Genomic DNA, 25,151 nt, shown 5'->3' on the forward strand with positions numbered 1-25,151 from the left:
AATAATTAGATAGGTCTATGGGAACGATTTCAAGTTATAAATCAATAAAATAATTTATGCCTTTATAGGTTAATAGAACTAAATATTATACATAAAAAAGAAAATTTACCTGCGCTTATCCTTATCCCTATCCCTCATCTGTATTAAAAAATACAGGATTATATAATGTTTCAAGGTAAAGAATATCAAGGTCTTTAATAGATAAGCCTTCCCCTAGTAATCTGAGGCAAACGCACCGCACAAAATGTTTCCGATTGATTTGTTTATGCATCACCTTCTCTACTTCGACCTCTTTCAACCAAGATGTCAGAGTAGAAAGCGAAATTTTTTTAGATGTAACCATGGAAGTGGTGGCTGTCGCCAAACGCTCATCCTCATCCGCATCGTACACTTTTGATGCATGATTCAATAAATGAAGAATCGCCTGCCATAATTCCTGGCAGCAATCATGCGTGGCATAACGATGGACGACACACTCAACGATCGCATCAGCTACATGCGCAGGGGCATGCGCCCATCCTTTGTTCTTGACGAAACCTCTGTCATCTCTCTCCAATTGACAATAATCGATGAGGGATTCCAGCATAACTTGAAAATCTCTCTCATTCAGAAAATGATCCTGGTGGTCTCTATGTATCAGTAAGGTTATCAGCAAGGAAGTGAACGAACGACGGAAAACACTATCTGTCCCTTCCTCTCCTATTTTGAAAAACAATTGCTGATCAGAAAGAGCGTCCAACCAAAGGATTCGTAGTTCTTCATGCGACAACTGTTTCTGATGAATCAACAGTTCAATCAACGCCCCATATCCTAGCTCATCTCGAAGTTCCGCATCTGTAGAACCCAAGATGTTCACCACACCCCTAACTGTTTTGAAAGGATCCTCAGGTTTAGTGTCATCTTTCACAATAGATCGCAACATTCGCTTATAGTTTGATTTTGTCTCCATAGCTTTCCTCCTTGAATTTTCTATTCACCTAGTTATCTGTTAAAATTTTCTAGACACACATTCATTATTCTATCACGGAGGTTTTCCTATGTCCTCTACCACCCAACTGCAAGCCTATCAACCAATAAACAGCTGCCGTCATTTGTTAAGCATACCGCCCCGGCATTGACCGTAGTCATTTTAGGGGTAAACAAAATGAATGATAAGGCGATTCAATTATACAAGACATCGGGATTTTTCGACCATCACGAGGAATACGTCTGCTCGAAAGGTCCACAACACACCCTCCACCTTCCTTTGTAAAATCAGAGTATTAAGGATTACTTCATTGTTCTGTGAGAAAACGCAATTTCAGTGACTCTTTCTTTACTAAATGAGTCTTGCCTGTAGTAGATATTCAAACAGAAGAAAAGGCGAAACCTACAAGGTTCCGCCCTTCCGAATCAATAAAGTTTGCTCAATGCTGCCTTATCAAATGGTAATAAATCATTCTCTTGTCCTTCTTCCACTTTCCTAACCCATTCAGGATCCTGTAACAACGACCTGCCGACCGCAATTAGATCAAACTCCCCTTGATCGAGTCGCTCGATTAAGCCATCCAAGCTCGTGGCTTCTGTTGACGAAAAGCTTGTGAATTCGCCATTTAGCCCGACCGATCCAACCGAAATCACTGGTTTACCAGTCAATTTCTTCGTCCAACCTGCTAAATTTAAATCAGCCCCCTCAAATTCAGCCTCCCAGAAACGACGCGTTGAACAATGGAAAATATCCACGCCTGCCTTTACCAGCGGTTTCAAGAAGCGTTCAAGTTCATCAGGTGTTGTAGCAAGTTTCGCCTGAAAGTCGTTCATTTTCCATTGGGAAAAACGGAAAATGATTGGAAAGTCCGGACCAACTTCACGGCGGCACGCTTCTACGATTTCTACAGCAAATTGCGTGCGTCCAACTACATCACCACCGTAGCGATCCGTTCGCTTATTCGTTTGCTCCCAGAAAAACTGGTCGATCAAATACCCATGTGCTCCGTGAATTTCTATCGCATCAAAACCTAGACGTTTCGCATCAGCCGCAGCCTGTGCATACGCTTGAACCAGCTCCTCGATTTCTTTTTCAGTCAGAGGTTCATTGACCTGCTCTCCATCAAGACTCAATCCTGAAGGACCGACTGGATGCGCGTCTTCATTCGGCATATCACCTTTCTTACGAGTCATACCAACATGCCAAAGTTGCGGTGCAATCTTTCCACCTGCTTCATGTACTTCGTTTACGACATCCGCCCAGCCTTTCAGCGGTTCTTCTCCGTGAAAGAGTGGAATACTAGCTCCCGAAACAGAGGCAGGATGGTTGATGCCTGTTCCTTCTGTCACAATCAATCCGACACCGTTTTCCGCACGACGACGGTAATAAGCAGCCACATCTTCACCCGGTACGTTATCTGGTGAAAAACCTCGTGTCATAGGGGCCATCACCGTACGGTTAGGTAGATTTAATTTTTCACTTTCAAAATCTCGAAATAATGGTTCTGTCGATTTATTGGTTTGAGTCATCGTCAGCCTCCTCTTTCTTTGGTACTCTCTTATTGTTACAAATCTTAAAACTCTTTAAAAGCAATCTGATTAACGAATAGGTTCTGCAATGCTTCAAGGACACCAAAAAAGCCCAGGCTACTCATACACCTGAGCTTTCCATAAATTTTCTAACTTTAAGTTGAATATTACATTCTATATCTCTATTCTGCTTATTAGTTGTTTACCCTCTTATTTCTCACCACTCCAAAGCTTGCAAGCGCAATAAAGAACAATGTGAGCACGGTAAACGTAACCCCTGCCTCTGTATTTCCATTCGAATAGTTATTGAAAGCATATACGCCCATCGTAATAGCACTGATTGTTACGGCTAACAAGATTAGAGATTGTATCTTAGTTTTGTTCATCTTGTCTCCTCCTTCCATAGTCCGAGTCCAGCTTTTAAAGTGGGCTTGTACACAAAAACACTCCTCAATAACGCCGGGACTCGTCATGCTTATCTGTCAGTTTATCCTCTTGCTTAGAAGGAGGTAAGAATAAAGGCAAGGAAAATACACCGATTGTAATAAGTACACCTAAGAGAATGACAGCGATCATCATAGATACCCTCCCTACCCCTTACTGCTATTTACATATTTAAGACCCTTTCCAGAAGCTTACGTTCTTTTTCAGAGTCCAATCCTGCTTGTCTTTCTGAAGATTCACGGGTTTGGTCCCACGTATACGTATCACGGATCGTTTCTTCAATCGGTCGATAGTGAAGCCCTTGTTTAAAGGCTTCCGTTGAGTCGATCCCGAATCCCCGCTCCTTTGGAATCCATAAAGGCATCTCAATCCACGGCTTGACATTCTCTTCTAAAAATTCGTTTGAAGCCCAAACGAAGGAGACGTTTGAATCAAACGCCGTACGACAAGTCTCAAGAAAGCTCTCCATCGTCAACCTTCTACCGGGGCCGGCCGCATTAAAGGTGCCAACCGTTCTTTCCTCGGCTAGCGAGATGGTCCAGTTCGCTAAATCCCTGACATCAATGACTTGAACGGTTTTGTTACGATAGCCGGGAGCTAACACGTCCCCTCCCCTCGCTATCCTTGACGGCCAATAAGTGAATCTGTCCGTCGGGTCATGAGGTCCAACGATTAAGCCGGGGCGAATGATCGTGTTGCAATCTTTCATCCACTCTAAGACTGACTGTTCACTATGGTACTTCAAGTGACCATAATAGCCTGGAATACGCCCCGTTGCTCCTGCGGTCACGTCCTTGATTTCTTCCTGTGTAAGTTTCAATGTCTCGGCCTCTTCTGTTAATCCCTCTTCTTCAAGAAGATCTTTGTAAACAGAAGCACTGGAAATGAAAATGTAGTGTTCAACTTTTTCAGCCAATACCGAAAGACCCTTTTCCATCCTTCGGGGTGTAAAACCACACGTGTCGATGACTACATCCCAATGTCTGCTTTTCAGCTGAGCCAGGTCCTCGTCCTTTTCTCTATCCCCACGGATCGCCTCCACACCATCATGAAGCTCAGGGTTTGTTTTTCCACGATTAAACAGTGTGAGTTCATGACCTTTCGCTAGAGCTGCTTCCACAATGTACCTACCTAAAAATTGAGTACCTCCTATAACGAGAACCTTCATGAAATCCTCTCCCTCTTTACTTGATTCCATATATCTTGAAATTCTCGTAAACTATCAAATCTACTCCACCGCTCTTCGCTGACCGCCTTAGATACGACTTGGAATAAACGTTCCCCTGCATCCCAACGGTCAAAAGAACGGTCCGTCTCCCCTCCGAAAATGGAAAACGCGATGGCTCCTAACGTGTACACATTAGACCTCGTGTCGATGACAGCACCTTTTTGATATTCTTCTGGTGCCTTCGATCTTCTCGAACCCCAAAAATCTCCCGTTTTATTGATCACTGGTGATTTGGTATAAAAATCGATATCACAAATCTTCATGGTATTCGTATCGAAATCATAGAGTAGACTTCCATCATAGAAATCTACGGCCACATATCCTTTGGATTCGACATACACGTGAAAAGATAAAATCTCATCAAAAGCTTTGATCCTATCTTCTATAGGAAGCTGTTTGAATTTATAATATGGTGAATCTGGATGGTTGTATTTCGCCGGTGGTGGATAAGACCAATGAGAGTGCAGACACTCCCCATTGAACCAATCAAATATAGCCACATGCCCCTCACTGGTCGAAAAGTCATCATGAAATGATATGAGGTGTTCGTGAGGAAGATCTTTATAAACCGGGATTGCTTGCTTTAATCGCTCAACAGCATCGGCAGGATCACCTTTATAATCCACCGGTTTAGCCCCTGCATATTTCACGAACTGCTTATTTCCATCTTTTTGGACACCAAAACAAAGATTTCCTGAGTCTTGCTCATCAAAAACCTCAAAGACCGTGCCGAGCGATGATAACCATGAGAAATCATGTGGTTCCTGAAGATTAAATGTGACGTGATCAATCGTGACTGTTTTCAAATGTTGTTCCCCTTTCAGTTATCGGGGATCCTCCGTCGTCTCTGGGCCGTTAAACGGCTCTCCCCTTTTGTTGTTCAGCCCTTTGTAATCTTGAATATGTATGCATCATACAACGCCTCCTTCTGATTTATACTGTATATTTTATCCTTTTTCACTCCATAAACCAAACGATAACCCAGCGTTCAGAATTTTGCTTGGATTTAAGAATTTATTATACAAAAAAGAAGCGCAAGGTCTACCTCTACGCTTCTCTTTAGTTTATGACCTCTACCTATTCTTACTTTGTTGAAGAAGTTTAGATCCTCCCGTTCGCTCCCACTTTTCAACCGTCTCATAAGCTTTTTCAGGAGAGTAGCCTTTCCCGACAAGCACACCCATCAGGATGAATTCTTGAAGAATGTGTAGCGCGTTAACTCCTCTTTTCACATCCTCCAAACCTTCCTTCACCAAAAATTCCGTATGTTGGACCCATTCGTCAGGGGTTTTACCAGATTTTACAGGCTTCTCATTGCCATGGTCATGGCTTTACTCAGCAGCAATAGCATCCGCCTTCGTCTTATGAACCGTTCCAAAAGGATGATTCGGCGGAGCATAAATCGAGTAAAACTTAAGCGGAACATTTCCAGTATTCGTTAAATTGTGCCATGTTCCTGCAGGGATAAAGACTGCGTAATCATCAGAGGCGTTCTGTTGGAAAGTAACTTGATCTTTCTCTGGCCCCATTTGAACGATGCCTTCTCCTTGCTCGATTCGCAAAAATTGATCGACGTCCGGGTGCATTTCAAGTCCAATATCATCTCCAACATCAATGCTCATCAAAGTGAGTTGTAAGTGTTCACCAGTCCAAACAGCCGTTCGAAATGTATCATTTTGGAGTGTAGCCTGATTAATATCTGTTACAAACGGCCTCCCTCCAAAATCGCTCGACATATTTTGGTCATTACGATAGGGATGGTAAAAAGGAGGATGATTATAATATACCGGCATCTGATTCGGCGTACCGCCATAAGCTGGATAACTTCTATAATGATTTATGGGTACATTGGGAATATAGGGGTATGAAGAATACGGATAATTGTACATGCTCTCAATCCTTTCCTATAGTCATAGACCTATCCTATGCAAACCTTGAAAGAATGTACGTGAATCCTAGCCGCTAACCATTTCACTCAATGTGTTTGGAACCATTCATGAATCTCCCCAGTGTAAGCATCAAAATGCCCTTTCAAACCGTGCTCTCCACCTTCATATTCCACATACTTGACCTCTTGGTCCAAAGCCTTCAGTTTCTTAGCGAGTTCTCTAGAATAATCAACGGACACACGCCAGTCTTGATCACCGTGCAAAAGTAATAAAGGGACGTCGAGTTTTTCAGGCTAATAGGTAGCTGAACGATCTTCGTACGCTTGTTCTTCACTAGGTGGACCAACTAGCTCATTCAACATCTTTTTCATACCTTGTTCGCGCTCTTCATAAGTAGCAAAAAGGTCACTAGATCCATTTATAGAAGCAGCTGCCTGGACATCGATCCCCTCTTTCATTGCGAGGTAAGTCATCATCCCGCCTCGTGATTGACCGAGAAGAAACGCACGGTCCGTGTTGATTCCATCGAGTTCTTTTGCCACTTGAGTAAGGTTCATCACATCTTGAATATCTGCTCCACCATATTCTTCTTTCCCTTCTCCACCGTCCACTCCTCGGTATTGTGTCGTTAAGACTACGTAGCCTTTATTCGCCCAGAAGGATAAATATGTGGACAAAAATTCTTCCGTCATCATTCCGTAGTCCTGGTTTCCACCTCTCGCATAAATCAGCAGTGGAAAATCCTCATTCCTATCCTTCGGCTTCACCATGTACCCGGTCACCTTTAACCCGTCACTTCGATAGCGTAGTTTATGTAATTCCGTCGTCTTAGAATACTTGCTTTCAGGTAGCTCGAATTCATCCTGATCTAGAATGAATGGTTCTGTTGCTTCTGAACGACATGCAGCTAAGAAAATAAATAATTCTAGAAAAACAATGTATTTCCTCAAAAAAAGCCCCCTCCATAATTTGTTCGGTAGAGGTTGGAGAAAGGTTTCAGAATGTTTGTTTTATATTTCCATTAGAGAATCGATTGAAAGACTTTGAGACAAATACGTACAAGGTTCTAATCACAACTAGAATAATAGGAATATTTTCATTTCTCCTATACAATGAAAATAGGAAATAATATCCTTAATGGATTCAGGAGGTAATGAAATGGAAACTGATTTGAAAAAGCAATGGGATTTGGATGCCATCTATGAAGGTGGCAAACAATCCGAGCAACTAAACCATCATATCTCAAGAGTTAACAATCGAACTGAGGTCTTGAGCAATCACATAAAGGACCTTTCTTCGATGACGAGCATGTTCGATATAATCGATGATGTACAGCAGGTTTTGGAAGAAGCCTTTCATATAGATGAGTTTTGTATCTGCCTGGCATCCGAAGATACCTCAGATCAAGAAGCTGCTAAATTGATGGATCAAAGCAACCAACTGAAAATGAAAGTGGATACGTTAAGAAACGAACTTGAACAAGTATTCAAGAGCTTAAACGAATTAGAGTGGAATGAACTATTGAACAAGGAAGAATCAGTTGCCATTCATCCTTACCTACATAAACAAAAACAACAGAAAGATCATCAGTTGTCACCCCAAGTAGAAGAGGCGATCAACCAGCTTTCTTTGAACGGATTTATAGGTTGGGAAAACCACTTTGAACAATTATTTAGTCAATTGCGTGTACCCGTTAGCATTGACGGAGAAGTGAAGCAGCTTACCTTCAACGAAGCGATGATCCGTGCGATGCTGAACCCTGATCGTGATGTTCGAAAAGAAACAGCCGATGCTACGCAAGAAGTCTGCAAACAGAACAAGGATACGTTCGCATCTATCTTGAATCACTTCGCAGGGTACCGACTCTCCATCTACCAGTTACGCGAATTGTCCGACATGCAGGGTGAACTCTATGAAAAAAATAAAATCTCCAAAAAAGCCCTTACGAGTATGATGGCAGCCATTGAGAAGAATCAAACTAAAGTCCAAGCCTTTCTGAAGCGGAAAGCACAGCTGATGGGCCTATCGAAGTTGAGCTATTTCGACAACCACACGTCTGTCTTCTCCTCAAAGTCTTCTTTGTCTTATGAAGAAGCAGCAACGATCATCAAACAACAATTTCACTCCTTCAGTGATTCGATGGGACGAATCGCGGACCAGGCATTTGACCAACACTGGATTGATGCCGAACCTAGGAAAAACAAAGCATTCGGAGCTTTCTGCGCCTCGATGCCTCTGAATAATGAGAGTCGAATCCTGCTTACGTTTGAGGAGAAGTACCATGATGTCATAACCATTGCTCATGAACTTGGTCATGCTTATCATAATTCTATACTGCAAAAACAACCCGCTTTTGCACAGGAGACAGGTACAGGACTCGCCGAAACGGCCTCTACCTTCGCGGAAAATCTCGTCTTGGACTCAGCTAAGAATCAAGCCGGAACAGAAGAGGATGAACTCTCTTTATTAGAGATGCAAATCAACAGTGGGATCAAATATATAACGATGATTCCTAGCAAATTCGATTTCGAGAAGAAATTTTATGAGCGAAGAATGAAGGAGAAACTCACCGGGGACGAACTCGCTCATTTAATGGAAGAAACGGAAAAGAAGTGGTCACAAGATTCATTTGCAGAGTACGACGCTTATAGCTGGATGACAATTCCTCATTTTTACGACACAGAGAACGCTTTTTATAACATTCCATACACCATCGGCTACTTATTCAGTAACGGCATTTATGCCCTTTCTCTCACAAAGGGCAGCGAATTCGGTCAGAACTACGATGAACTGCTCAAACATTCAGGCTCTTTATCCATGGAGGAACTTGGCAAGAAATACCTTGATCAAGATTTAACTTCAGAAGCTTTCTGGAATCAATCGATGCAACCATTGATGACCGCTATCGATGAATTTCTCCAAAAAACAGAATCAATGGTATAAATTCAATAAAGCTCAAGACCATTATGGTCTTGAGCTTTATCATTGGAAAAAGTGGGAGTGCTTTAAACCTTACTCAAAAGACTCGGCAATTGTTGTGAGGTCTTCTTTTGATAAGTCCTCTACATTGCCTTTCAACTCATACGTAATCGATCCGTCTGTCCAGATCAATCGCTGTGTCTCACCTTCAACCCCAGCGTATTGACCCGTAAGATCTCCCATTAAAACCTCTTCCGTCTCAACGTCATCATAGGAAATGTCGCCATCCTTAACGGTCATCAACTTCATTGTTTCCTCTGTCTCTGCATGGAAAATAAAATTCAATACGGTGTCCTTTTGCTTCATCGCGCCTGGTTGTATTTCTACACCATTGACTTCAAATGGCATAATCGTCGGATACTTAGGCTGAAAGGCTTCATCTCCGGTCCGGCTCACTAACCTAGAGCGGTCATATTCAAATAGCCCTTCTTCTATTTCGACTGCTGTATCGAAGGAATTCAACAATGACTCAATTTCAATATAGTGTATTCGAGTGATGTTCCCCTCTTCGTTGGTGTTCACTCTCCCACTAACACCCGCTGTTTCTCCATTACTTACATCAATTTGACTCTCAAAATCATAAGCCGTTTCCGTGTCCTCACTCTGCTCAACACTCATAGTACTTATTTCCATTTTCACATCATTACCGTATGCTTTCTGGTGAAAGCTGTTAAGCAAGTTGGTATTGATAGCCGCCTCCATATAGTCTTCGGTGAAATAGGGTTCGAATTTTTCAGTGTAGTAGTTCGAAATGGCTTCGTAATTGTCTTCTTCATGATACTGTGTCAATTCTTCATCAGGTCCCGAGAACATTTGCTCGAGTACCATTGTGACATCCTGTTTGACCGTGTTTTCATCTGTCGTATTCTCTTCTGTCGTTTGATCACCAGAAGACTGGTTCGATGCGCAGCCGACCGTTACAAGAAACGCAAGCACTATAAATAGAATTTTTTTGAACATATAGAAAACCTCCAATATCTCTTCTCTACTTACGTGTACGATTACCCCCTGCTTTCAGTTTCAAAAAATGGAAATCAATTAGAAAACCATTCACAAACTCCCCTTCAAACAAAGGAGAGTGAAAACCCAACGTTTTCATGAGATTGTAAAAGCGGAACAATTATACTCTTTCTCCTCTTTGTTATCTGAACATCTCTACAACCGCAATCATGCTTAATAATCCTATGAGGAAAGCGAAAGTAGCGGATCGTTCATATCCATGGCCATGCGTTTCTGGAATCAATTCTTTATAAACAATGAACAACATCGCTCCTCCAGCAAACGCCAATCCATAAGGGACAAGAAAAAGCGCAACTCCCACTATGTGATACCCTATAAAACTAGCCACGACCTCTATCATTCCTGTAATTGTAGCAATGAGTATGGCGACGCCTTTCCTTACACCCTGATGGAATAAGAACAAAGCGACCAAGAATCCCTCCGGTGCATTTTGAAGTCCAATAGATAACGCAACGACAAGCCCTAAGCTATCATCTCCGCTCCCGAAACTCGCTCCCACCGACAAGCCCTCAGGTATATTGTGAATCGTCATTGCTGACACCATCATCAGCGATTCATGAGGAACAAGAACCTTGCCGGAATCGTGTTTTAAATCAACATGGGGAAGGACCTTTTCGATGATATTCAATAAGAGTGCACCCGCCAATACACCGCAACATAAAACCCAAAGATTCGTAAGTTTCAGTGAGGCGGGGATCAAGCCATATGTAGAAGCAGCCACCATGATTCCAGCCGTGTAAGCTAGTAACACATCCATTTGTCTGTGTGAGATTTGTCTTATGAAAAGGATCGGTAACGCCCCAGCACCTGTTGCCAACGCACACAGCCACATACCCCAAACATCCAATAGCAACACTCCTTGAACGCTTCTTTCTCTACTTTATGTACTTGTCCCTCTTTTAGAATGTTCCGAACACCCTATTTTTCCATACAAAAAACCACGACCTAGTGTCGTGGTCTTCACAGAGTGCCCGCGATAGCTACTGTCGGTTCTACCAAGTTGAGAAGGAGCCGGTGGCGTGGAAACGACTCCCTTTCCGCAGGAGGCGGTGAGCTTCCTCAATCGCTTCGCGCTCTGCGGGATCTCACCCAAGCCTCAGGATCCTGCAGGAGTGTCGCCGTTTCCTTGCCACCTCACTACAGGAAGGATGAACCTCTAGAGATTCAACCACAATTTGGAGCTCTACCGATGACAGCACCATGCTGCTTGGTAGGTTCTGTTCCCACTATTTGTAGCATAGTGGGATGGAAAACGAGGAGACTCCCGCGGGAGAAGGACCTAGGCGAGACCCCACAGAGAGTGTCAACGAACGAGGAGGCTTGCCGGCTCCCCCGCAGGAAAGCGAGTCGTTTTCCATCCCACGGTATTCTTATATGATCTAACAGAACCTTCTTCAACAGCCTGAAAAAACCACGACTTAGTGTCGTGGTTTTCAGCTTAAGAAATAAGCAAAGATGGCAATCGATGCGAGGTAGGAAAAAATCGCTTGTGCCCAGTAACGATTTCGCTCGTTTTTCAGCATATAGATATTCCAAACAATGAACAGGGTGATCGATCCCGCCAAGCTAAGAAGCGGTTCCCACGACCACATCGATTCCATAAAGGCGAACGCAACCCATGAATATAAATAAATAAAACAAGTTAAAAGGCCGAGAGATGCGTTCATCAGTATGAAAAAGGAATGTTTTTTTGACTTCACAGTTATCACCCTTAGGTCCTATTGCTTCTATCGTACAAGTAAGGGCTTTAAATAGCAAATGTTCAAGGTTATGTTGTAAAGACAAATGGATTTTCACGCCACTCGGTCATTCGAATCCGCTCTTCCTCTGTCATTTTATTTTCATCGACCAGTTGTTCAACTAGTTCGTCGTAGCTTGCAAGAGAGCGATACGCAAACCCTTTCTCCTGAAAAGCATCGGCTGCCCACTCCAAACCGTATGTAAAGATGGAGAGAACCTCTACCACTTCCACACCCGCGTCTTGCAGCGCCTCAGCAGCTTGGATCGAAGATTTCCCTGTAGAGATCAAATCTTCGATCACCACCGCACGCTGCCCTTCTTTGATGACACCTTCAATTTGATTTCCTTTTCCGTGCTTTTTAGCTGATCCGCGTACATACACCATCGGAAGTTCCATCTGTTCTGCAACCCATGCAGCGTGGGGAATTCCCGCTGTCGCACACCCAGCAATAAGGTCGATTGATGGATCGATGCTATTAACAAAAGCATCTGCAATCTTCCTGCGAATAGCAGGATAAGACATGGTCAACCGGTTATCACAGTAAATCGGAGAACGTACCCCTGAGGTCCATGTAAATAAATCCTCCGTTTCGATTTTGACCGCTTCGATGTTAATTAAATCCTTTATGATCGATTTCATGAGTGAAAGCCTCCTTGATTTGATGGTATGTCACATGCGGGTCATCTGCTTCACGAATCGCCCGTCCAACCACAATGGAATCGCTGCCTCGTTCTCTGGCAACGTCAGGTGAAGCGATACGTTTTTGGTCATGGATGTCACCACTTCCAAGACGAATGCCTGGTGTCAACGCAAGCATTGCCGTGTTTTTAACGAGTTCCGCTTCATGAACGGAACAAACAACCCCGTCGACTCCACTGTTCTTCGCTAGATTTGTATAATGACGGACGACTTTAGGAATAGAGTTATCAAGCAACATTTCACGTTCAACCATCTCCTGATCAGTCGATGTCAACATCGTGACCGCAAGCAAGATCGGCCTCTCATTTGTAGCCCCTTCTTCTACACCCTGCACCGCTGCCCTCATCATAGCCGCTCCACCTTGAGCATGTACATTCACGACATCTACGTCTAAAGATGCTAGATTCCTCATCGCTCGCCCTACTGTTGCTGGGATGTCATGCAATTTCAAATCCAAAAAAATTGGATGGCCTCTCTCTTTCAAACGTTGGATCATAGGGGGCCCTTCCTTATAAAAGAGCTCCATCCCCACTTTCACAGGAATGGCATCCAATCGGTTTACTTGTAAAAAATCGATTGCCTCATTTCCTGTCGGGAAATCAAGGGCGAAGTAGACCGGCTGTAACTGTTTCATGATGAGCCCCTCCAATTACTTCGGTTATCGTTGAAAAACCGTACCGTTCTAGAGTATGAGGCAGTTGGTCGATGATTTCCTTGCAAATCAACGGGTTCTTAAAATTCGCACTTCCAATTGCCACCGCACTGGCTCCAGCAAGCATAAACTCGATGACATCATCAGCCGTTTCTACGCCTCCCATTCCTATGATCGGAATATTGACAGCTGTGTACACCTGGTGAATCATGCGTATGGCCACCGGCTTGATCGCTGCTCCTGATAAACCGCCAATTTGGTTGGCGATGATCGGTTTTCTTGTTTGTAGATTGATGCGCATCCCCGTCAGCGTGTTGATCATCGACAAGCCACTGGCTCCTGCCCCTTCGACCGCTTTCGCAATCGCTACGATATCCGTCACATTTGGGGAAAGCTTCACATATACAGGAACCGCGCTCGCTTCAACGACTTGTCTCGTCACTCGCGCGGCTAATTCGGGGTCCGTGCCGAACTGGACGCCGCCTTCTTTTACATTCGGGCACGAGATGTTCAACTCCAAGGCATGCACGTGCCGAGAGATTTTAATTGCCACTTTCACATATTCTTCAATCGTGCTTCCCGCCACATTGGCAATTATGGGGATATCTTTCGTTTGCAAAAAAGGAATCTCCCGCTCGATGATGTTATCAACACCAGGGTTCTGCAGACCGATTGCATTCAACATGCCACTTGATGCTTCTGCTACACGCGGGGTACCATTTCCGAAGCGTTGTTCCTGTGTCGCTGCTTTCATTATAACCGCTCCTAATTCAGAAAGGTCGTAAAACTGGGCGAATTCTTTCCCGAACCCAAAGCATCCAGACGCTGGCATTATAGGATTTTTCAAATCTAATCCTGGTAAAGTCACCTTCATGTCAGCATCACCTCACTAGCCTCAAACACAGGACCGTCACAGCATATTCGGCGGTATCCTTTCTCATCATGAGCAGGGACGACACAAGCGAAACAAGCCCCTATTCCGCAGCCCATCCGTTCTTCCATTGAAATGTAGCCGGGGATATGGGACAAATGTTCCGATACGGCTTTTAACATCACCGTCGGACCACACGTGAAATACGTATCAAACGGTTCATCGATCTCAAAGAAAAGGTCTGTGACAAGTCCATGGTGCCCCGTGCTACCATCATTCGTGGTCACGTGCACGTTTCCTAGCTCTTTGAATTCTTCTATCAAAAACACATCGGCTTTTGACTGAAATCCTAGAATACTCGTCACTTTCACTCCTCTGTCGCGAAGGCGCTTTGCAAGATAGTGTAACGGGGGCACTCCGATTCCTCCTCCGACAAGCAAGGCATGCTTCGTGCCGACCGACTCTACCGGAAACCCTTGCCCGCCAGGCCCCAGCACATCAATCTTTTCACCTACAGCCTTCCTTGTTAAAGCATCCGTCCCTTGCCCCATGACTTTATACAACAACGTCATGGTTCTCTCTTCAGGGTTGATGTCAGAAATTGAGACAGGACGCCGTAAATAGTAGTCCTGACTCACTTGAACATGCACAAATTGACCTGGATCCGTGACGTCTGACACGATGTCTCCTTGTAAAACAAGCCGGTACGTGTCTCGGGCGATTTCTTTATGATCGACAATCTTCATCCACTCACGCTTCATGCCATCACTCCCTCAGCCGGTGTAATCGAGCGTGCGGTGAAGGACATGGCATTGATCACATCCACAATCGAACGCGCCGTGTCTAAACTCGTCAAGCAGGCAATGCCATGCTCGACCGCTTCTCTCCGGATGCGGAATCCGTCGGATCGAGCGCGCATACCGCTATTCAGTGTATTGACGACGACTTGCACATCCCCGTTTTGGATCAAATCGATCACGTCCCGTTGATTCGAACCGACTTTTCCGACGGCTTCAACGGGTATTGATGCTTCCTCTATCACTTGAGCGGTTCCTTCAGTTGCGAATAATTGAAAACCAAGTTCATAAAAAGTTTCAGCGATCTCGAGCATCTCCGTTTTATCTTTATCCGATACCGTAAGTAGAACGGATCCTTGCGTCGGAATCTTCAACCCTGCAGACGTCATGCCTTTGTATAGCGCCTTCTCAAGCGTCTGATCATATCCGATAACCTCACCAGTCGATTTCATTTCTGGCCCGAGCGTTGTATCAACACTACGAAGTTTCTCAAAAGAGAAGACAGGAACTTTCACATAAACGCCATCCGGTTTCTTGGCGGTACCTGAGCTGTACCCATAGTCTGACAACTTGTTCCCGAGGATTACATTCGTTGCCAGTCGCGCCATTTGAACACCCGTAATTTTGCTTAAGAAAGGAACCGTCCGGCTTGCACGCGGATTCACTTCCAGAACATAAGCCGTTCCTTGGTGGACAACGAATTGGATGTTGATCAACCCCTTCATATTCAATTCGCGGGCGATCTTCGTTGTTGCATCGATACACTGTTGTTCTAGTGCCGCAGATAGTCGTTGAGTCGGATACACCGCCATCGAATCCCCTGAGTGAACACCTGCTCGTTCGATGTGCTCCATAATACCAGGAATGAATACTTCTTGCCCGTCGGATATGGCATCGACTTCGATTTCCATCCCTGTCATGTACTTGTCAATCAAGATCGGATGACCATTGTAGACAGCGACGTTATTTTCTAAATAGGTTTCCAGTTCTTCTTCAGAGTAGACGATCGCCATCGCTCGGCCACCAAGCACATAAGAAGGACGCACAACCACCGGATAACCAATCTTACTCGCAGCTGCAAAAGCTTCTCCCTCACTAAGCACACTCTCCCCGCCTGGTTTGGCAATATCGAGCTTGTTCAACAATTGTTCAAACAAGTCCCGATCCTCCGTTTCGTTAATGGCTTCCATCGTCGTACCGAGAATCCGCACGCCATGACGGCTTAATCCATCCACCAAGTTGATCGCCGTCTGGCCACCAAACTGGACGATGACTCCTTCCGGTTGCTCCAAGTCGATGACATTCATGACGTCTTCCAACGTGAGAGGTTCAAAATACAATTTGTCTGAGACGCTGAAATCTGTCGATACCGTCTCCGGGTTATTGTTCATAATGATCGCTTCGTATCCCATTTCTTTCAAGGCAAGCACCGAGTGGACCGTCGCATAATCAAACTCGACTCCCTGACCGATACGGATTGGTCCGGATCCGATAACGAGCACTTTCTTGTTTGCAGAAGCAACAGACTCATTTTCGTCTTCGTAACTGCTGTAAAAGTAGGGTGTCTCAGAAGCGAATTCTCCTGCACACGTGTCGACCATTTTATAGACTGGACGAATGTCATAGTCTCGACGAAATTCGATGATATCATCGAGCGTACGATTCGAAAGCCTTCCCACTTGTTGGTCGGAGAAACCGAGTTGCTTCACTTTTTTCAAAAGCGTTGCCGATAAGCCTTCTGTTGCGATACGTTGTTCCAAATCGATGATTCTCTTCAATTTGTACAAGAAAAAGAAGTCAATGCCAGTGATCTCGTGGAGATCTTCTAGCGAGTACTGTCGTCTAAGTGCTTCAGCTAATACGAAGATTCGCTCATCATCCGCTTTTTTCAATCGATGCTGTAGCGCGTCCTCATTCAAGTCTAGTGTGGAGGTTAAATATAGCTCTTCTGTTTCCCCTTCAAGTGACCGGACACCTTTTAATAGCGACTCTTCAAACGTGCGGCCAATCGACATGATTTCACCCGTCGCTTTCATTTGTGTGCCAAGCTGCCGATTTCCCTTGGCGAATTTATCGAACGGCCAGCGAGGGATTTTGGTGACGACATAGTCGAGAGCAGGTTCGAAGCATGCGTATGTCGTTCCCGTAATCGGGTTTTGAATCTCATCAAGCGTCATTCCGACTGCAATTTTGGCTGCGAGCTTCGCAATCGGGTAACCCGTCGCCTTGGATGCAAGGGCGGACGAACGACTGACACGCGGGTTGACCTCAATGATGTAATAGTTGAAGCTATGTGGGTCTAAAGCAAGCTGGACGTTACAGCCCCCTTCGATATCAAGCGCTGCGATAATTTCAAGCGAAGCATTCCGGAGCATCTGATACTCACGATCGCTCAATGTCTGCGAAGGAGCGACGACGATGGAATCCCCTGTATGGATACCGACCGGATCGAAATTCTCCATGTTACAGACAACGATCTTGTTATCGCGGCTATCGCGCATCACTTCATATTCGATTTCCTTGAAACCGGCTATATTTTTCTCGATCAAACATTGATTAACGGGGGACATGGAAAGTCCGTTTCGGGCGATTTCCCTTAAGTCTTCCTCCGTATCACACATGCCTCCACCTGCTCCGCCCATCGTGTAGGCTGGTCGGACGATGACAGGGTAGCCAATGCGATCAGCAAACGTCAATGCCTGATCGACCGTTGAGACAATCTCACTTTCCGGCACCGGCTGGCCCATCTCGTGCATAAGAGAACGGAATTTCTCACGATCCTCAGCGCGTTGAATCGCATCAAGAGGTGTACCGAGTAATTCCACGTGATATTGTTCTAGAATACCAGATTCACTCAGCTCCACAGCCAAGTTCAAACCCGTCTGCCCTCCAAGTGTCGGAAGAATGGCATCCGGCGTTTCTTTGCGGATGATTTTTTTCAAGAATTCAAGTGTCAACGGTTCCATGTACACTTCGTCTGCAAAGGTGTGGTCCGTCATGATCGTAGCAGGGTTGGAGTTTGCAAGAATCACCTCATACCCTTCCTCTTTCAAAGACTGACAGGCTTGTGTTCCGGAATAGTCGAATTCTGCTGCCTGACCAATGACGATCGGGCCCGATCCTATCACGAGTATTTTATTTAAATCTGTACGCTTTGGCATGCCGGTTCCTCCTTCGTTATGCTTTGATTCTTCTCTATGCGTTGTAAAAATTCATCAAATAAGTGAGCCGTGTCTTCTGGTCCTGGTGAGCTTTCTGGGTGGTACTGCACCGAAAAGACAGGGAGATCTTCATGCTCTAGACCTTCCACAGAGTCATCATTCAATGACACTTGGGTCTTTTGTAGTTTTGTTCGTTCAAGTGAATGTGGATCGACGGAGTATCCATGGTTTTGTGAAGTAATATACGTGCGCCCTGTGCGCAAATCTTTGACAGGTTGGTTTGCTCCGCGGTGTCCGAATTTCATTTTAGTCGTATTGGCACCTGTTGCTAAAGCGATCAGTTGATGACCAAGGCAAATGCCGAACACCGGCACGGTGCCCATTAGCTGGCGGATCGTTTGAATCGCTTCCGGAACATCTTTCGGGTCTCCAGGGCCGTTTGAAAGCATGATCCCATCTGGACGTAGCCGTTCTATTTCTTCTGCAGACGTATGGTAGGGAACCACGGTAACGTGACAATTACGCTTCGTGAACTCTCGCAAGATGCCATGCTTCATACCGAAATCTATCAATACGATCCGATACCCTCTACCTGGTACAACGTACGGTTTGACCGTTGACACTTGCTTCACCTGATCAGTCGCAAGCGGCGTATCTTCGATGATGCTCAATACTTCGTTTACTGAGCGCTCTGTAGAAGTGATCATCGCTTTCATCGTTCCGTGTTCACGAATGATCTTCGTCAACTTTCGCGTATCAATCCCGCTGATCCCAGGAATCTTTTTCGCCTTTAAAAATGAATCGAGTGTCTCTTCATTCCGGAAGTTGGAAGGGTAATCACAATGCTCTTTGACGATGACACCTAGAATGGCCGGGTTCACCGTTTCAAAGTCATCGCGATTGATCCCATAGTTTCCGATCAGTGGGTATGTGAATGTGACGAGCTGACCGCAGTAGGAAGGGTCTGAAATAACTTCTTGGTACCCTGTCATTCCTGTGTTAAATACAATTTCACCGATGGTTTCCCTCTCGCTTCCGAAACCATCCCCGACAAATACCGTTCCATCCTCAAGTACGAGCTGTTTCATGTTTTGCCTCCTCAAATACAATGTTTCCTTCAACTACTGTCATTACCGGCCAGCCTTTCAGTGCCCATCCGTGAAATGGACTATTCTTTCCCTTTGATACGAGTTGGTGTCTATCGACTTGTTTTTCACTGTCCAGGTCGATGAGCGTCATATCTGCGACGCCCCCTTCCTCTAATATTCCATATGGAAGACCGAACGTCCTAGCCGGCTTTATAGTAAGCCAATCAACCAACTGGGGCATAGTGGCTAGCCCTGTTTGAACGAAGTGCGTATATAATAATGGGAATGCTGTCTCTAATCCTGTTATACCAAACGGTGAATGGATGAAGCCTTGACTCTTCTCTTCTTCTGTATGAGGCGCGTGGTCTGTCGCAATGAAGTCGATGGTGCCGTCATGTAAACCGTTGATCAAGGCATGTTGATCCTCTTTTGATCGGAGCGGTGGGTTCATCTTGAACAGCGCATCGTCTTCTTTGACATCCGTTTCATTCAATAACAAGTGATGCGGTGTCACTTCTGCTGTTACTCGAATGCCTGCCTGCTTCGCATCCCGAATGACCCGTACCGATTCTTTCGTGGATACATGGCATACGTGGTAGTGACAGTCTGCAGCTTCTGCCAGCAAGACATCCCTTGCAATCTGAACAGATTCTGCAATATTCGGGATACCAGGAAGATTCAACCGCTCACTCACTTCCCCTCGGTGGGATACACCTTTATATACAAGTGAATTGTCTTCACAATGGGCAACGACCGCTTTTCCTAGCGCAGCCGCTGTTTGCATCGCTTCAAACATCTTTCCAGCCTCTTGTACGCCAACACCGTCGTCCGTGAACGCGAACGCACCTAATGAGCTCAGCTTTTCCATGTCAACGAGCTCTCTTCCTAGCTGGCGAGTCGTGATCGAAGCATAAGGAAGTACACGAACGCTTGCGTCGGATTTTATTTTTTCAAGAAGAGATTCCAGCGTTTCTTCTGAATCAGGAACAGGCGTCGTATTCGGCATCGCACAAACCGTTGTAAACCCTCCCTTGGCAGCCGCTTTCGTTCCAGAAGCAATTGTTTCCTTCGCCTCTCCGCCTGGTTCTCTCAAGTGAACATGGACATCTACTAGCCCGGGTAATAATAGATGACCGTGTGCATCCATCGTCGTTTCTGCTTCCTCGTCTATCGACTGCGCTATTTTTACTATGGTATCGTCCTGGATGAGAACCTCACACACTGCATATCTACCATCTAGGATTCGTTTGGCATTGATGATTTTCTTCATTTCATATCTCCCCCTTAAGTAAAGTCTGTATAATAGCCATCCGGATGGTCACGCCGTTGGTCATTTGTTTGAAAATCTTTGATTTCGGTGATTCGACCAGCTCTGAATCAATCTCTACTCCTCGGTTTACAGGAGCCGGATGAAGGATGATCGCATGAGGATGCATCCGCCTCTCCCTTTCTTTGGTAAGTCCGTAGTTTTGCAAGTACTTTGAATCAGCCTGTTGCTTTCCGTCGTGTCTTTCGTATTGAATTCTGAGAAGCATCAAAACGTCACAACAATCGACGGCTTCGTCCATCGTTATGTAGTTCGAAGTTAATCGGTCATCTTGCCACTCGGGTTTTGTGACGAATGAAATCTTCGCTCCGAGTTGTTGCAAAGCATGGGCATTGGACCGGGCCACACGGCTATGTTTCAAGTCGCCGGCTATCGCGACATGTAGACCCTCAAACCGATTGAATTGTTCATAGATCGTATATAAATCTAAAAGGGATTGAGTCGGATGCTCCCCACTCCCGTCCCCCGCATTAATGAGGGATAAATTCAGTTGTTGGCACTCGTTCAAAAGTCCAACTTCCGACTGCCTCACAACAGCGAGCTCTACACCAATCGCTTCCAGCGTCTTAAGCGTGTCATATAAACTTTCTCCCTTCGTAACACTTGAATCCCCACCGTCTAAGTTGATCACATCTAAACCGAGCTTCCGTTCAGCGACTTGAAAGCTCGACTTCGTACGAGTGCTAGGTTCCAAGAAAACATTGGCAGCGAAGAAGGGATGCATAGTCGATCGATATTCATTTCGTTTCATTTGATCTGCTATGTCAAATAGGTGAAAGATCTGCTCGTTCGTCAACTGCTTCATCGATAGTAAATGGGGCTTTGATAGAACCTTTGTCATTGTGTCCACTCCTTTTTGTGGTGGTTCGTACTGATAAAAAAAGCACCCCCAGGTGTCTGGGGGTGCTTTTAGCTCGCATGCTAAGCGAGCCAAACCCTTGTACACCTTTTTGAGCCTCTCGGGACTCCCTTTAAAACGTGTGTGAGTGTTGGTTTCTATGCGACGCCATGCTTTTGCTCCTCGCGGGAAGCTTCCTCTTTTGGCGCCTCAAACATATTGGTTTCAGATTCTCCTTTGGCTTGGCCAGGAAGAACAAGGTTTAATAGTATGCCGATGATGGCTGAAAGCGCCATGCCAGCGATTTGAATATTATCCGTTACTTGGATGAATGCTCCACCGACCCCAATGACGAGAATGACGGATGAAATGATCAGGTTCCGTTTCTCTCCGAGATCAATGTTGTTGTCGATCAGCATGCGAAGCCCACTTGATGCGATAATTCCGAATAAGAGAATCGATACACCACCCATGACGGCAGATGGAATGGAACCGATGATGGCTGTGATCATCCCGATAAATCCGAAGACGATTGCGATGACCGCTGCTCCACCGATCACAAAGACGCTGTACACGCGGGTGATCGCCAGCACTCCGATATTTTCACCGTACGTCGTATTCGGTGGTCCTCCAAGGAAGGAGGCAATCACCGTTGCTGCCCCGTCTCCCAGAATCGAGCGATGTAAACCCGGCTTTTCAAGAAAGTTACGTCCGACAACCTTAGAAAGAACCATTTGGTCTCCCGTATGTTCCGTAATCGTGACAAGGGCTAGCGGGACCATCAAGAAGATGATTTCCCAGCTGAACACTTCAAATGGTGAGAAGTCGACGAACGGAATGACGAATTCCGGCATTTGGAAGAGTGCAGCGATGAAGCCACCAAGTGACTCTGCTGATGTGATGGCTGCCCATTCAGCTTGAATTGTACTCGTATCCACTATCCCTTGCGTGAGTGCGAACAAATAGCCTCCCACAATTCCGAATAAAATCGGAACGAGCGAGAAGAAACCGCGGAAGAAGATTGAAGCCACAATCGTAATCGCCAGTGTGACAAGAGCCACGGTAAAGTGCGTTCCGCTATAGGTTTCACTACCCGGGATGTACATAGCCATATCGATCGCTGTGGAGGCAAGCCCAAGACCGATGACGATGATCACCGGACCGACAACGACTGGCGGTAGAATCTTCATCAGCCAGCCGGTTCCGAACATCGAGATCAGTAAAGCGACTAGACCGTAGACGATTCCGATGAAGAAACTCCCGACCATCGCCCCCGCAATGCCGCTCGATTCAGATACGGCGATGATCGGAGCTATGAAAGCAAAGCTTGAACCGAGATAAGCCGGTACCTTTCCTTTTGTAATCAATAAGTAAGCAAGCGTTCCGAACCCGCTTGATACAAGGGCTACGGCTGGTGATAAACCGGTTAAAAATGGTACGAGGATTGTCGCACCGAACATGGCAAATAAGTGTTGTAGGCTGAGTGTCAGCCATTTGTGCATGGCTGGAATTTCATTAACTTCTAGAGCGGCTTTGTGTTGTTTCATGAGTATTCCTCCTCGTCATTTTGCATAAAAAAACCTCTTTACGCTAGAAAGATGCGCAAAGAGGTAGACGTGTATTTCGGCACACGTGTATCCATACGACCTTTCAAGCCTCACGGGACTTCATTTAAAGGTTGTCCATTTATTATTTTTCGTAAATCATCACTTGGTCCGCTTCATCGGTCTCAGCCAATGTGACCGTGATGATTTCATCTTGAGATGTCGGCACGTTTTTCCCGACAAAGTCTGCTCGGATCGGCAATTCGCGATGCCCCCGGTCTACGAGGACGGCAAGCTGGATCTGAGAGGGTCTTCCGTGGTCGATCAGCGCATCCATTGCGGCACGCACCGTTCGTCCTGTATAAAGGACATCATCAACGAGAATGACTTTCTTACCATCAATATCTGCAGTGATGTTCGTTTCTTTGATTTCAGGCTCTGAGTGATCCGTAGTCAAGTCATCCCGGTAGAGTGTGATATCGAGCTCCCCTTCAGGTAACTCAACCCCTTCAATCTCTTGAATCCTTTTTTTCAAGCGTTGTGCAATCGGCACACCCCTCGTTTTCACCCCGACAAGAACGAGGTCCTCGACGCCTTTGTTGCGCTCGATGATTTCGTGTGAGATTCGAGTCAGAGCTCGCCTGATGGCTGCATCATCTAATACGGTCGCTTTGGATTTCATGACTCTTCCCTCCGTTTTTTGTAATCTTCGTCCTTCTAATAAAAAAACCCCTTTTCCGCATAAGGGCAGAAAAGGGGTTTGTGTACACGTCACCTACGTGTAAAACGTCACCTTCTCAGCCTCACGGGACTGTTCTTAAAGGGCTCTATATTCTATACATGAGTATGACAAACCTCACGAAAGATGTCAACGGTTATTTCGAACGTTCCTCCAAATAATCGACCATGTCACGGAACGCAGCAGGAGGTTCCACTTCGAAGGACATCCATTCTCCTGTTTTTGGATGTTCAAACCCGAGCGTTTTCGCGTGCAACGCTTGCCCATCCATTTCTAATGTTTTTCTCGGTCCATATTTCGGGTCGCCTGCAAGAGGATGGTTGATGTAACGCATATGAACGCGGATCTGGTGTGTACGACCCGTTTCAAGCTTACACTCGACGAGAGTGAACTCATCGTAATGCTTGATGACTTGGAAGTGCGTCACAGCATCTCGCCCCCCCTCAACGACCGCCATCCGTTGACGATCTTTAGGATCGCGTCCGATCGGGGCATCGATTGTTCCGTATTCATGAGAAATGATGCCGTGAACAATCGCTTCATATCGACGCTCCACCGTTTTTTGCTGTAACTGCTCGACAAGCGAACGGTGGGCTACATCATTTTTGGCGACCATTAATAGTCCACTTGTGTCTTTGTCGATACGGTGAACGATACCCGGACGTTCTACCCCATTGATGCCAGAAAGGTCGTTACAGTGGTATAACAAGGCATTGACTAGCGTTCCACTTCCATGTCCTGCAGCTGGATGGACGACCATACCTGCAGGCTTGTTGACGACGACAACATCCGAGTCTTCGTACACGATATGAAGATCGATGTTTTCAGCTTTCAATTCCATAGGCTCTGGCTCAGGAATCGCCCATGTAATGACGTCACCTTGTTGCACTTTATAATTGCTCTTGACCGCTTCCCCGTTCACTTGGACATGTTCATCTTTCAGCAAGCCTTGAACTTGTGAACGAGACACATCCTCCATCACATCGGTCAATAATTTATCAATACGTTTGGACTGATCTTGTTCTTCAACTTGATATTGTTCACTCACGCTTCTATACTTCCTTTCTTCTTACGTTCATCGATGAAGGTCGCAATCATCACAAGGGCGACTCCCACGACTAGAGAAGAGTCCGCCACATTGAAAATCGGAAAATCGTACCCGAAAATCAACGTATCTGCAAAATCCACGACTTCCTTTCGAAACACCCGATCGATGAAGTTCCCGATGGCTCCGGCGAGAATTAACGCTAACGCAACGCCTGCCAGACGACTTTCTTTTCCATATTGTTGCATATAATAAATGACAAATCCTATGACGACAACCGTGACAATGTAGAAGAACCACATTTGGCCCTGTAAAATGCCCCAGGCAGCCCCTTGGTTACGGTGAGATGTCCAATAAAGGAAGTTCTCTATAACAGGGATACTCTGTCCTAAGTCCATTCTTGTCACGACGACCCATTTGGTTATTTGATCAATGATGATGATTGCGAGTGCAATCACATAGTACACAAACATACGCCGGCCTCCATGAATCATATTCCTTCGCTATTGTACCATAAATTGCTGCACCATTGCTTTTGTTTATTTTGTGAGGATGTGAATATGGATCCAGACTAAGGGCGCCTATTTCGTACA

At 45.5% G+C, this 25,151-nt stretch carries 24 protein-coding genes and 1 pseudogene; 1 reads left to right on the forward strand and 24 read right to left on the reverse strand.

The window, feature by feature from the left end:
* Positions 1 to 127: 127 nt before the first annotated feature.
* From H0266_RS04825 to H0266_RS19430, 9 genes and pseudogenes are all read right to left on the reverse strand, one after another.
* Positions 128 to 949, reverse strand: a complete 822-nt coding sequence (locus tag H0266_RS04825; protein ID WP_181471231.1) for a DUF2785 domain-containing protein — start codon at positions 947 to 949, stop codon at positions 128 to 130.
* Between the two features lie 443 nt (positions 950 to 1,392).
* Positions 1,393 to 2,496 carry an NADH:flavin oxidoreductase gene (locus tag H0266_RS04830; protein WP_181471232.1) on the reverse strand — a complete coding sequence of 368 codons (1,104 nt, stop codon included), beginning with the start codon at positions 2,494 to 2,496 and terminating at the stop codon, positions 1,393 to 1,395.
* A gap of 194 nt (positions 2,497 to 2,690) precedes the next feature.
* Positions 2,691 to 2,882: a hypothetical protein gene (locus tag H0266_RS04835; RefSeq protein ID WP_181471233.1), complete on the reverse strand. Its 192-nt coding sequence runs from the start codon at positions 2,880 to 2,882 to the stop codon at positions 2,691 to 2,693.
* 64 nt (positions 2,883 to 2,946) lie between these two features.
* Complete coding sequence (locus H0266_RS19575; RefSeq protein WP_281374211.1) at positions 2,947 to 3,072, reverse strand: hypothetical protein; 126 nt, start codon at positions 3,070 to 3,072, stop codon at positions 2,947 to 2,949.
* Positions 3,073 to 3,103: 31 nt separating this feature from the next.
* Positions 3,104 to 4,138 carry an NAD-dependent epimerase/dehydratase family protein gene (locus H0266_RS04840; protein ID WP_181471234.1) on the reverse strand — a complete coding sequence of 345 codons (1,035 nt, stop codon included), beginning with the start codon at positions 4,136 to 4,138 and terminating at the stop codon, positions 3,104 to 3,106.
* Positions 4,105 to 4,974 carry a protein kinase family protein gene (locus tag H0266_RS04845; protein WP_181471235.1) on the reverse strand — a complete coding sequence of 290 codons (870 nt, stop codon included), beginning with the start codon at positions 4,972 to 4,974 and terminating at the stop codon, positions 4,105 to 4,107. The genes H0266_RS04840 and H0266_RS04845 overlap by 34 nt, the downstream gene beginning before the upstream one ends.
* A 267-nt stretch (positions 4,975 to 5,241) precedes the next feature.
* The gene (locus H0266_RS04850; protein ID WP_181471236.1) at positions 5,242 to 5,400 is read right to left on the reverse strand and encodes a hypothetical protein; all 159 of its coding nucleotides are present in this window, start codon (positions 5,398 to 5,400) and stop codon (positions 5,242 to 5,244) included.
* A 99-nt stretch (positions 5,401 to 5,499) separates the two neighbouring features.
* Positions 5,500 to 6,057 carry a cupin domain-containing protein gene (locus H0266_RS04855; RefSeq protein ID WP_181471237.1) on the reverse strand — a complete coding sequence of 186 codons (558 nt, stop codon included), beginning with the start codon at positions 6,055 to 6,057 and terminating at the stop codon, positions 5,500 to 5,502.
* Between the two features lie 86 nt (positions 6,058 to 6,143).
* Positions 6,144 to 6,827: pseudogene (locus tag H0266_RS19430) on the reverse strand (alpha/beta hydrolase family protein).
* Positions 6,828 to 7,215: 388 nt separating this feature from the next.
* Here H0266_RS19430 and H0266_RS04870 point away from each other — a divergent pair.
* Complete coding sequence (locus H0266_RS04870; RefSeq protein WP_181471240.1) at positions 7,216 to 9,000, forward strand: M3 family oligoendopeptidase; 1,785 nt, start codon at positions 7,216 to 7,218, stop codon at positions 8,998 to 9,000.
* A gap of 69 nt (positions 9,001 to 9,069) precedes the next feature.
* On the opposite strand, the gene H0266_RS04875 is transcribed toward H0266_RS04870, so the two are convergent.
* From H0266_RS04875 to lspA, 15 genes are all read right to left on the reverse strand, one after another.
* Positions 9,070 to 9,996 carry a DUF4367 domain-containing protein gene (locus H0266_RS04875; RefSeq protein WP_181471241.1) on the reverse strand — a complete coding sequence of 309 codons (927 nt, stop codon included), beginning with the start codon at positions 9,994 to 9,996 and terminating at the stop codon, positions 9,070 to 9,072.
* A 181-nt stretch (positions 9,997 to 10,177) separates the two neighbouring features.
* Positions 10,178 to 10,888 (reverse strand): ZIP family metal transporter, encoded by a 711-nt coding sequence (locus H0266_RS04880; RefSeq protein ID WP_181471730.1) that lies wholly within the window; start codon positions 10,886 to 10,888, stop codon positions 10,178 to 10,180.
* Positions 10,889 to 11,489: 601 nt separating this feature from the next.
* Positions 11,490 to 11,723 (reverse strand): hypothetical protein, encoded by a 234-nt coding sequence (locus tag H0266_RS04885; RefSeq protein WP_181471242.1) that lies wholly within the window; start codon positions 11,721 to 11,723, stop codon positions 11,490 to 11,492.
* Between the two features lie 101 nt (positions 11,724 to 11,824).
* Complete coding sequence (gene pyrE, locus H0266_RS04890) at positions 11,825 to 12,436, reverse strand: orotate phosphoribosyltransferase (protein ID WP_181471243.1); 612 nt, start codon at positions 12,434 to 12,436, stop codon at positions 11,825 to 11,827.
* On the reverse strand, positions 12,408 to 13,130 hold the full coding sequence (gene pyrF / locus H0266_RS04895) for an orotidine-5'-phosphate decarboxylase (protein ID WP_181471244.1): 723 nt from the start codon (positions 13,128 to 13,130) through the stop codon (positions 12,408 to 12,410). The genes pyrE and pyrF overlap by 29 nt, the downstream gene beginning before the upstream one ends.
* The gene (locus H0266_RS04900; RefSeq protein WP_181471245.1) at positions 13,096 to 14,022 is read right to left on the reverse strand and encodes a dihydroorotate dehydrogenase; all 927 of its coding nucleotides are present in this window, start codon (positions 14,020 to 14,022) and stop codon (positions 13,096 to 13,098) included. The genes pyrF and H0266_RS04900 overlap by 35 nt, the downstream gene beginning before the upstream one ends.
* Positions 14,019 to 14,780, reverse strand: a complete 762-nt coding sequence (locus tag H0266_RS04905) for a dihydroorotate dehydrogenase electron transfer subunit (protein WP_181471246.1) — start codon at positions 14,778 to 14,780, stop codon at positions 14,019 to 14,021. Before H0266_RS04905 ends, H0266_RS04900 begins: the two co-directional genes overlap by 4 nt.
* Positions 14,777 to 17,977, reverse strand: a complete 3,201-nt coding sequence (gene carB, locus H0266_RS04910) for a carbamoyl-phosphate synthase large subunit (RefSeq protein WP_181471247.1) — start codon at positions 17,975 to 17,977, stop codon at positions 14,777 to 14,779. The genes H0266_RS04905 and carB overlap by 4 nt, the downstream gene beginning before the upstream one ends.
* Positions 17,956 to 19,065, reverse strand: coding sequence for a carbamoyl phosphate synthase small subunit (locus H0266_RS04915; RefSeq protein ID WP_181471248.1), 1,110 nt, complete (start codon positions 19,063 to 19,065; stop codon positions 17,956 to 17,958). Before H0266_RS04915 ends, carB begins: the two co-directional genes overlap by 22 nt.
* On the reverse strand, positions 19,046 to 20,335 hold the full coding sequence (locus H0266_RS04920) for a dihydroorotase (protein ID WP_181471249.1): 1,290 nt from the start codon (positions 20,333 to 20,335) through the stop codon (positions 19,046 to 19,048). The genes H0266_RS04915 and H0266_RS04920 overlap by 20 nt, the downstream gene beginning before the upstream one ends.
* 1 nt (position 20,336) lies before the next feature.
* Positions 20,337 to 21,233, reverse strand: a complete 897-nt coding sequence (locus H0266_RS04925; RefSeq protein WP_181471250.1) for an aspartate carbamoyltransferase catalytic subunit — start codon at positions 21,231 to 21,233, stop codon at positions 20,337 to 20,339.
* A gap of 155 nt (positions 21,234 to 21,388) precedes the next feature.
* Complete coding sequence (locus H0266_RS04930) at positions 21,389 to 22,777, reverse strand: solute carrier family 23 protein (protein WP_181471251.1); 1,389 nt, start codon at positions 22,775 to 22,777, stop codon at positions 21,389 to 21,391.
* Between the two features lie 142 nt (positions 22,778 to 22,919).
* Positions 22,920 to 23,456, reverse strand: coding sequence for a bifunctional pyr operon transcriptional regulator/uracil phosphoribosyltransferase PyrR (pyrR, locus tag H0266_RS04935; RefSeq protein ID WP_181471252.1), 537 nt, complete (start codon positions 23,454 to 23,456; stop codon positions 22,920 to 22,922).
* Positions 23,457 to 23,649: 193 nt separating this feature from the next.
* On the reverse strand, positions 23,650 to 24,561 hold the full coding sequence (locus tag H0266_RS04940; RefSeq protein WP_181471253.1) for an RluA family pseudouridine synthase: 912 nt from the start codon (positions 24,559 to 24,561) through the stop codon (positions 23,650 to 23,652).
* Positions 24,558 to 25,031, reverse strand: a complete 474-nt coding sequence (lspA, locus tag H0266_RS04945; RefSeq protein WP_181471254.1) for a signal peptidase II — start codon at positions 25,029 to 25,031, stop codon at positions 24,558 to 24,560. The genes H0266_RS04940 and lspA overlap by 4 nt, the downstream gene beginning before the upstream one ends.
* Positions 25,032 to 25,151: the final 120 nt, after the last annotated feature.

The organism is Halobacillus locisalis, from assembly GCF_013694105.1.
Lineage (GTDB): Bacteria > Bacillota > Bacilli > Bacillales > Halobacillaceae > Halobacillus > Halobacillus locisalis.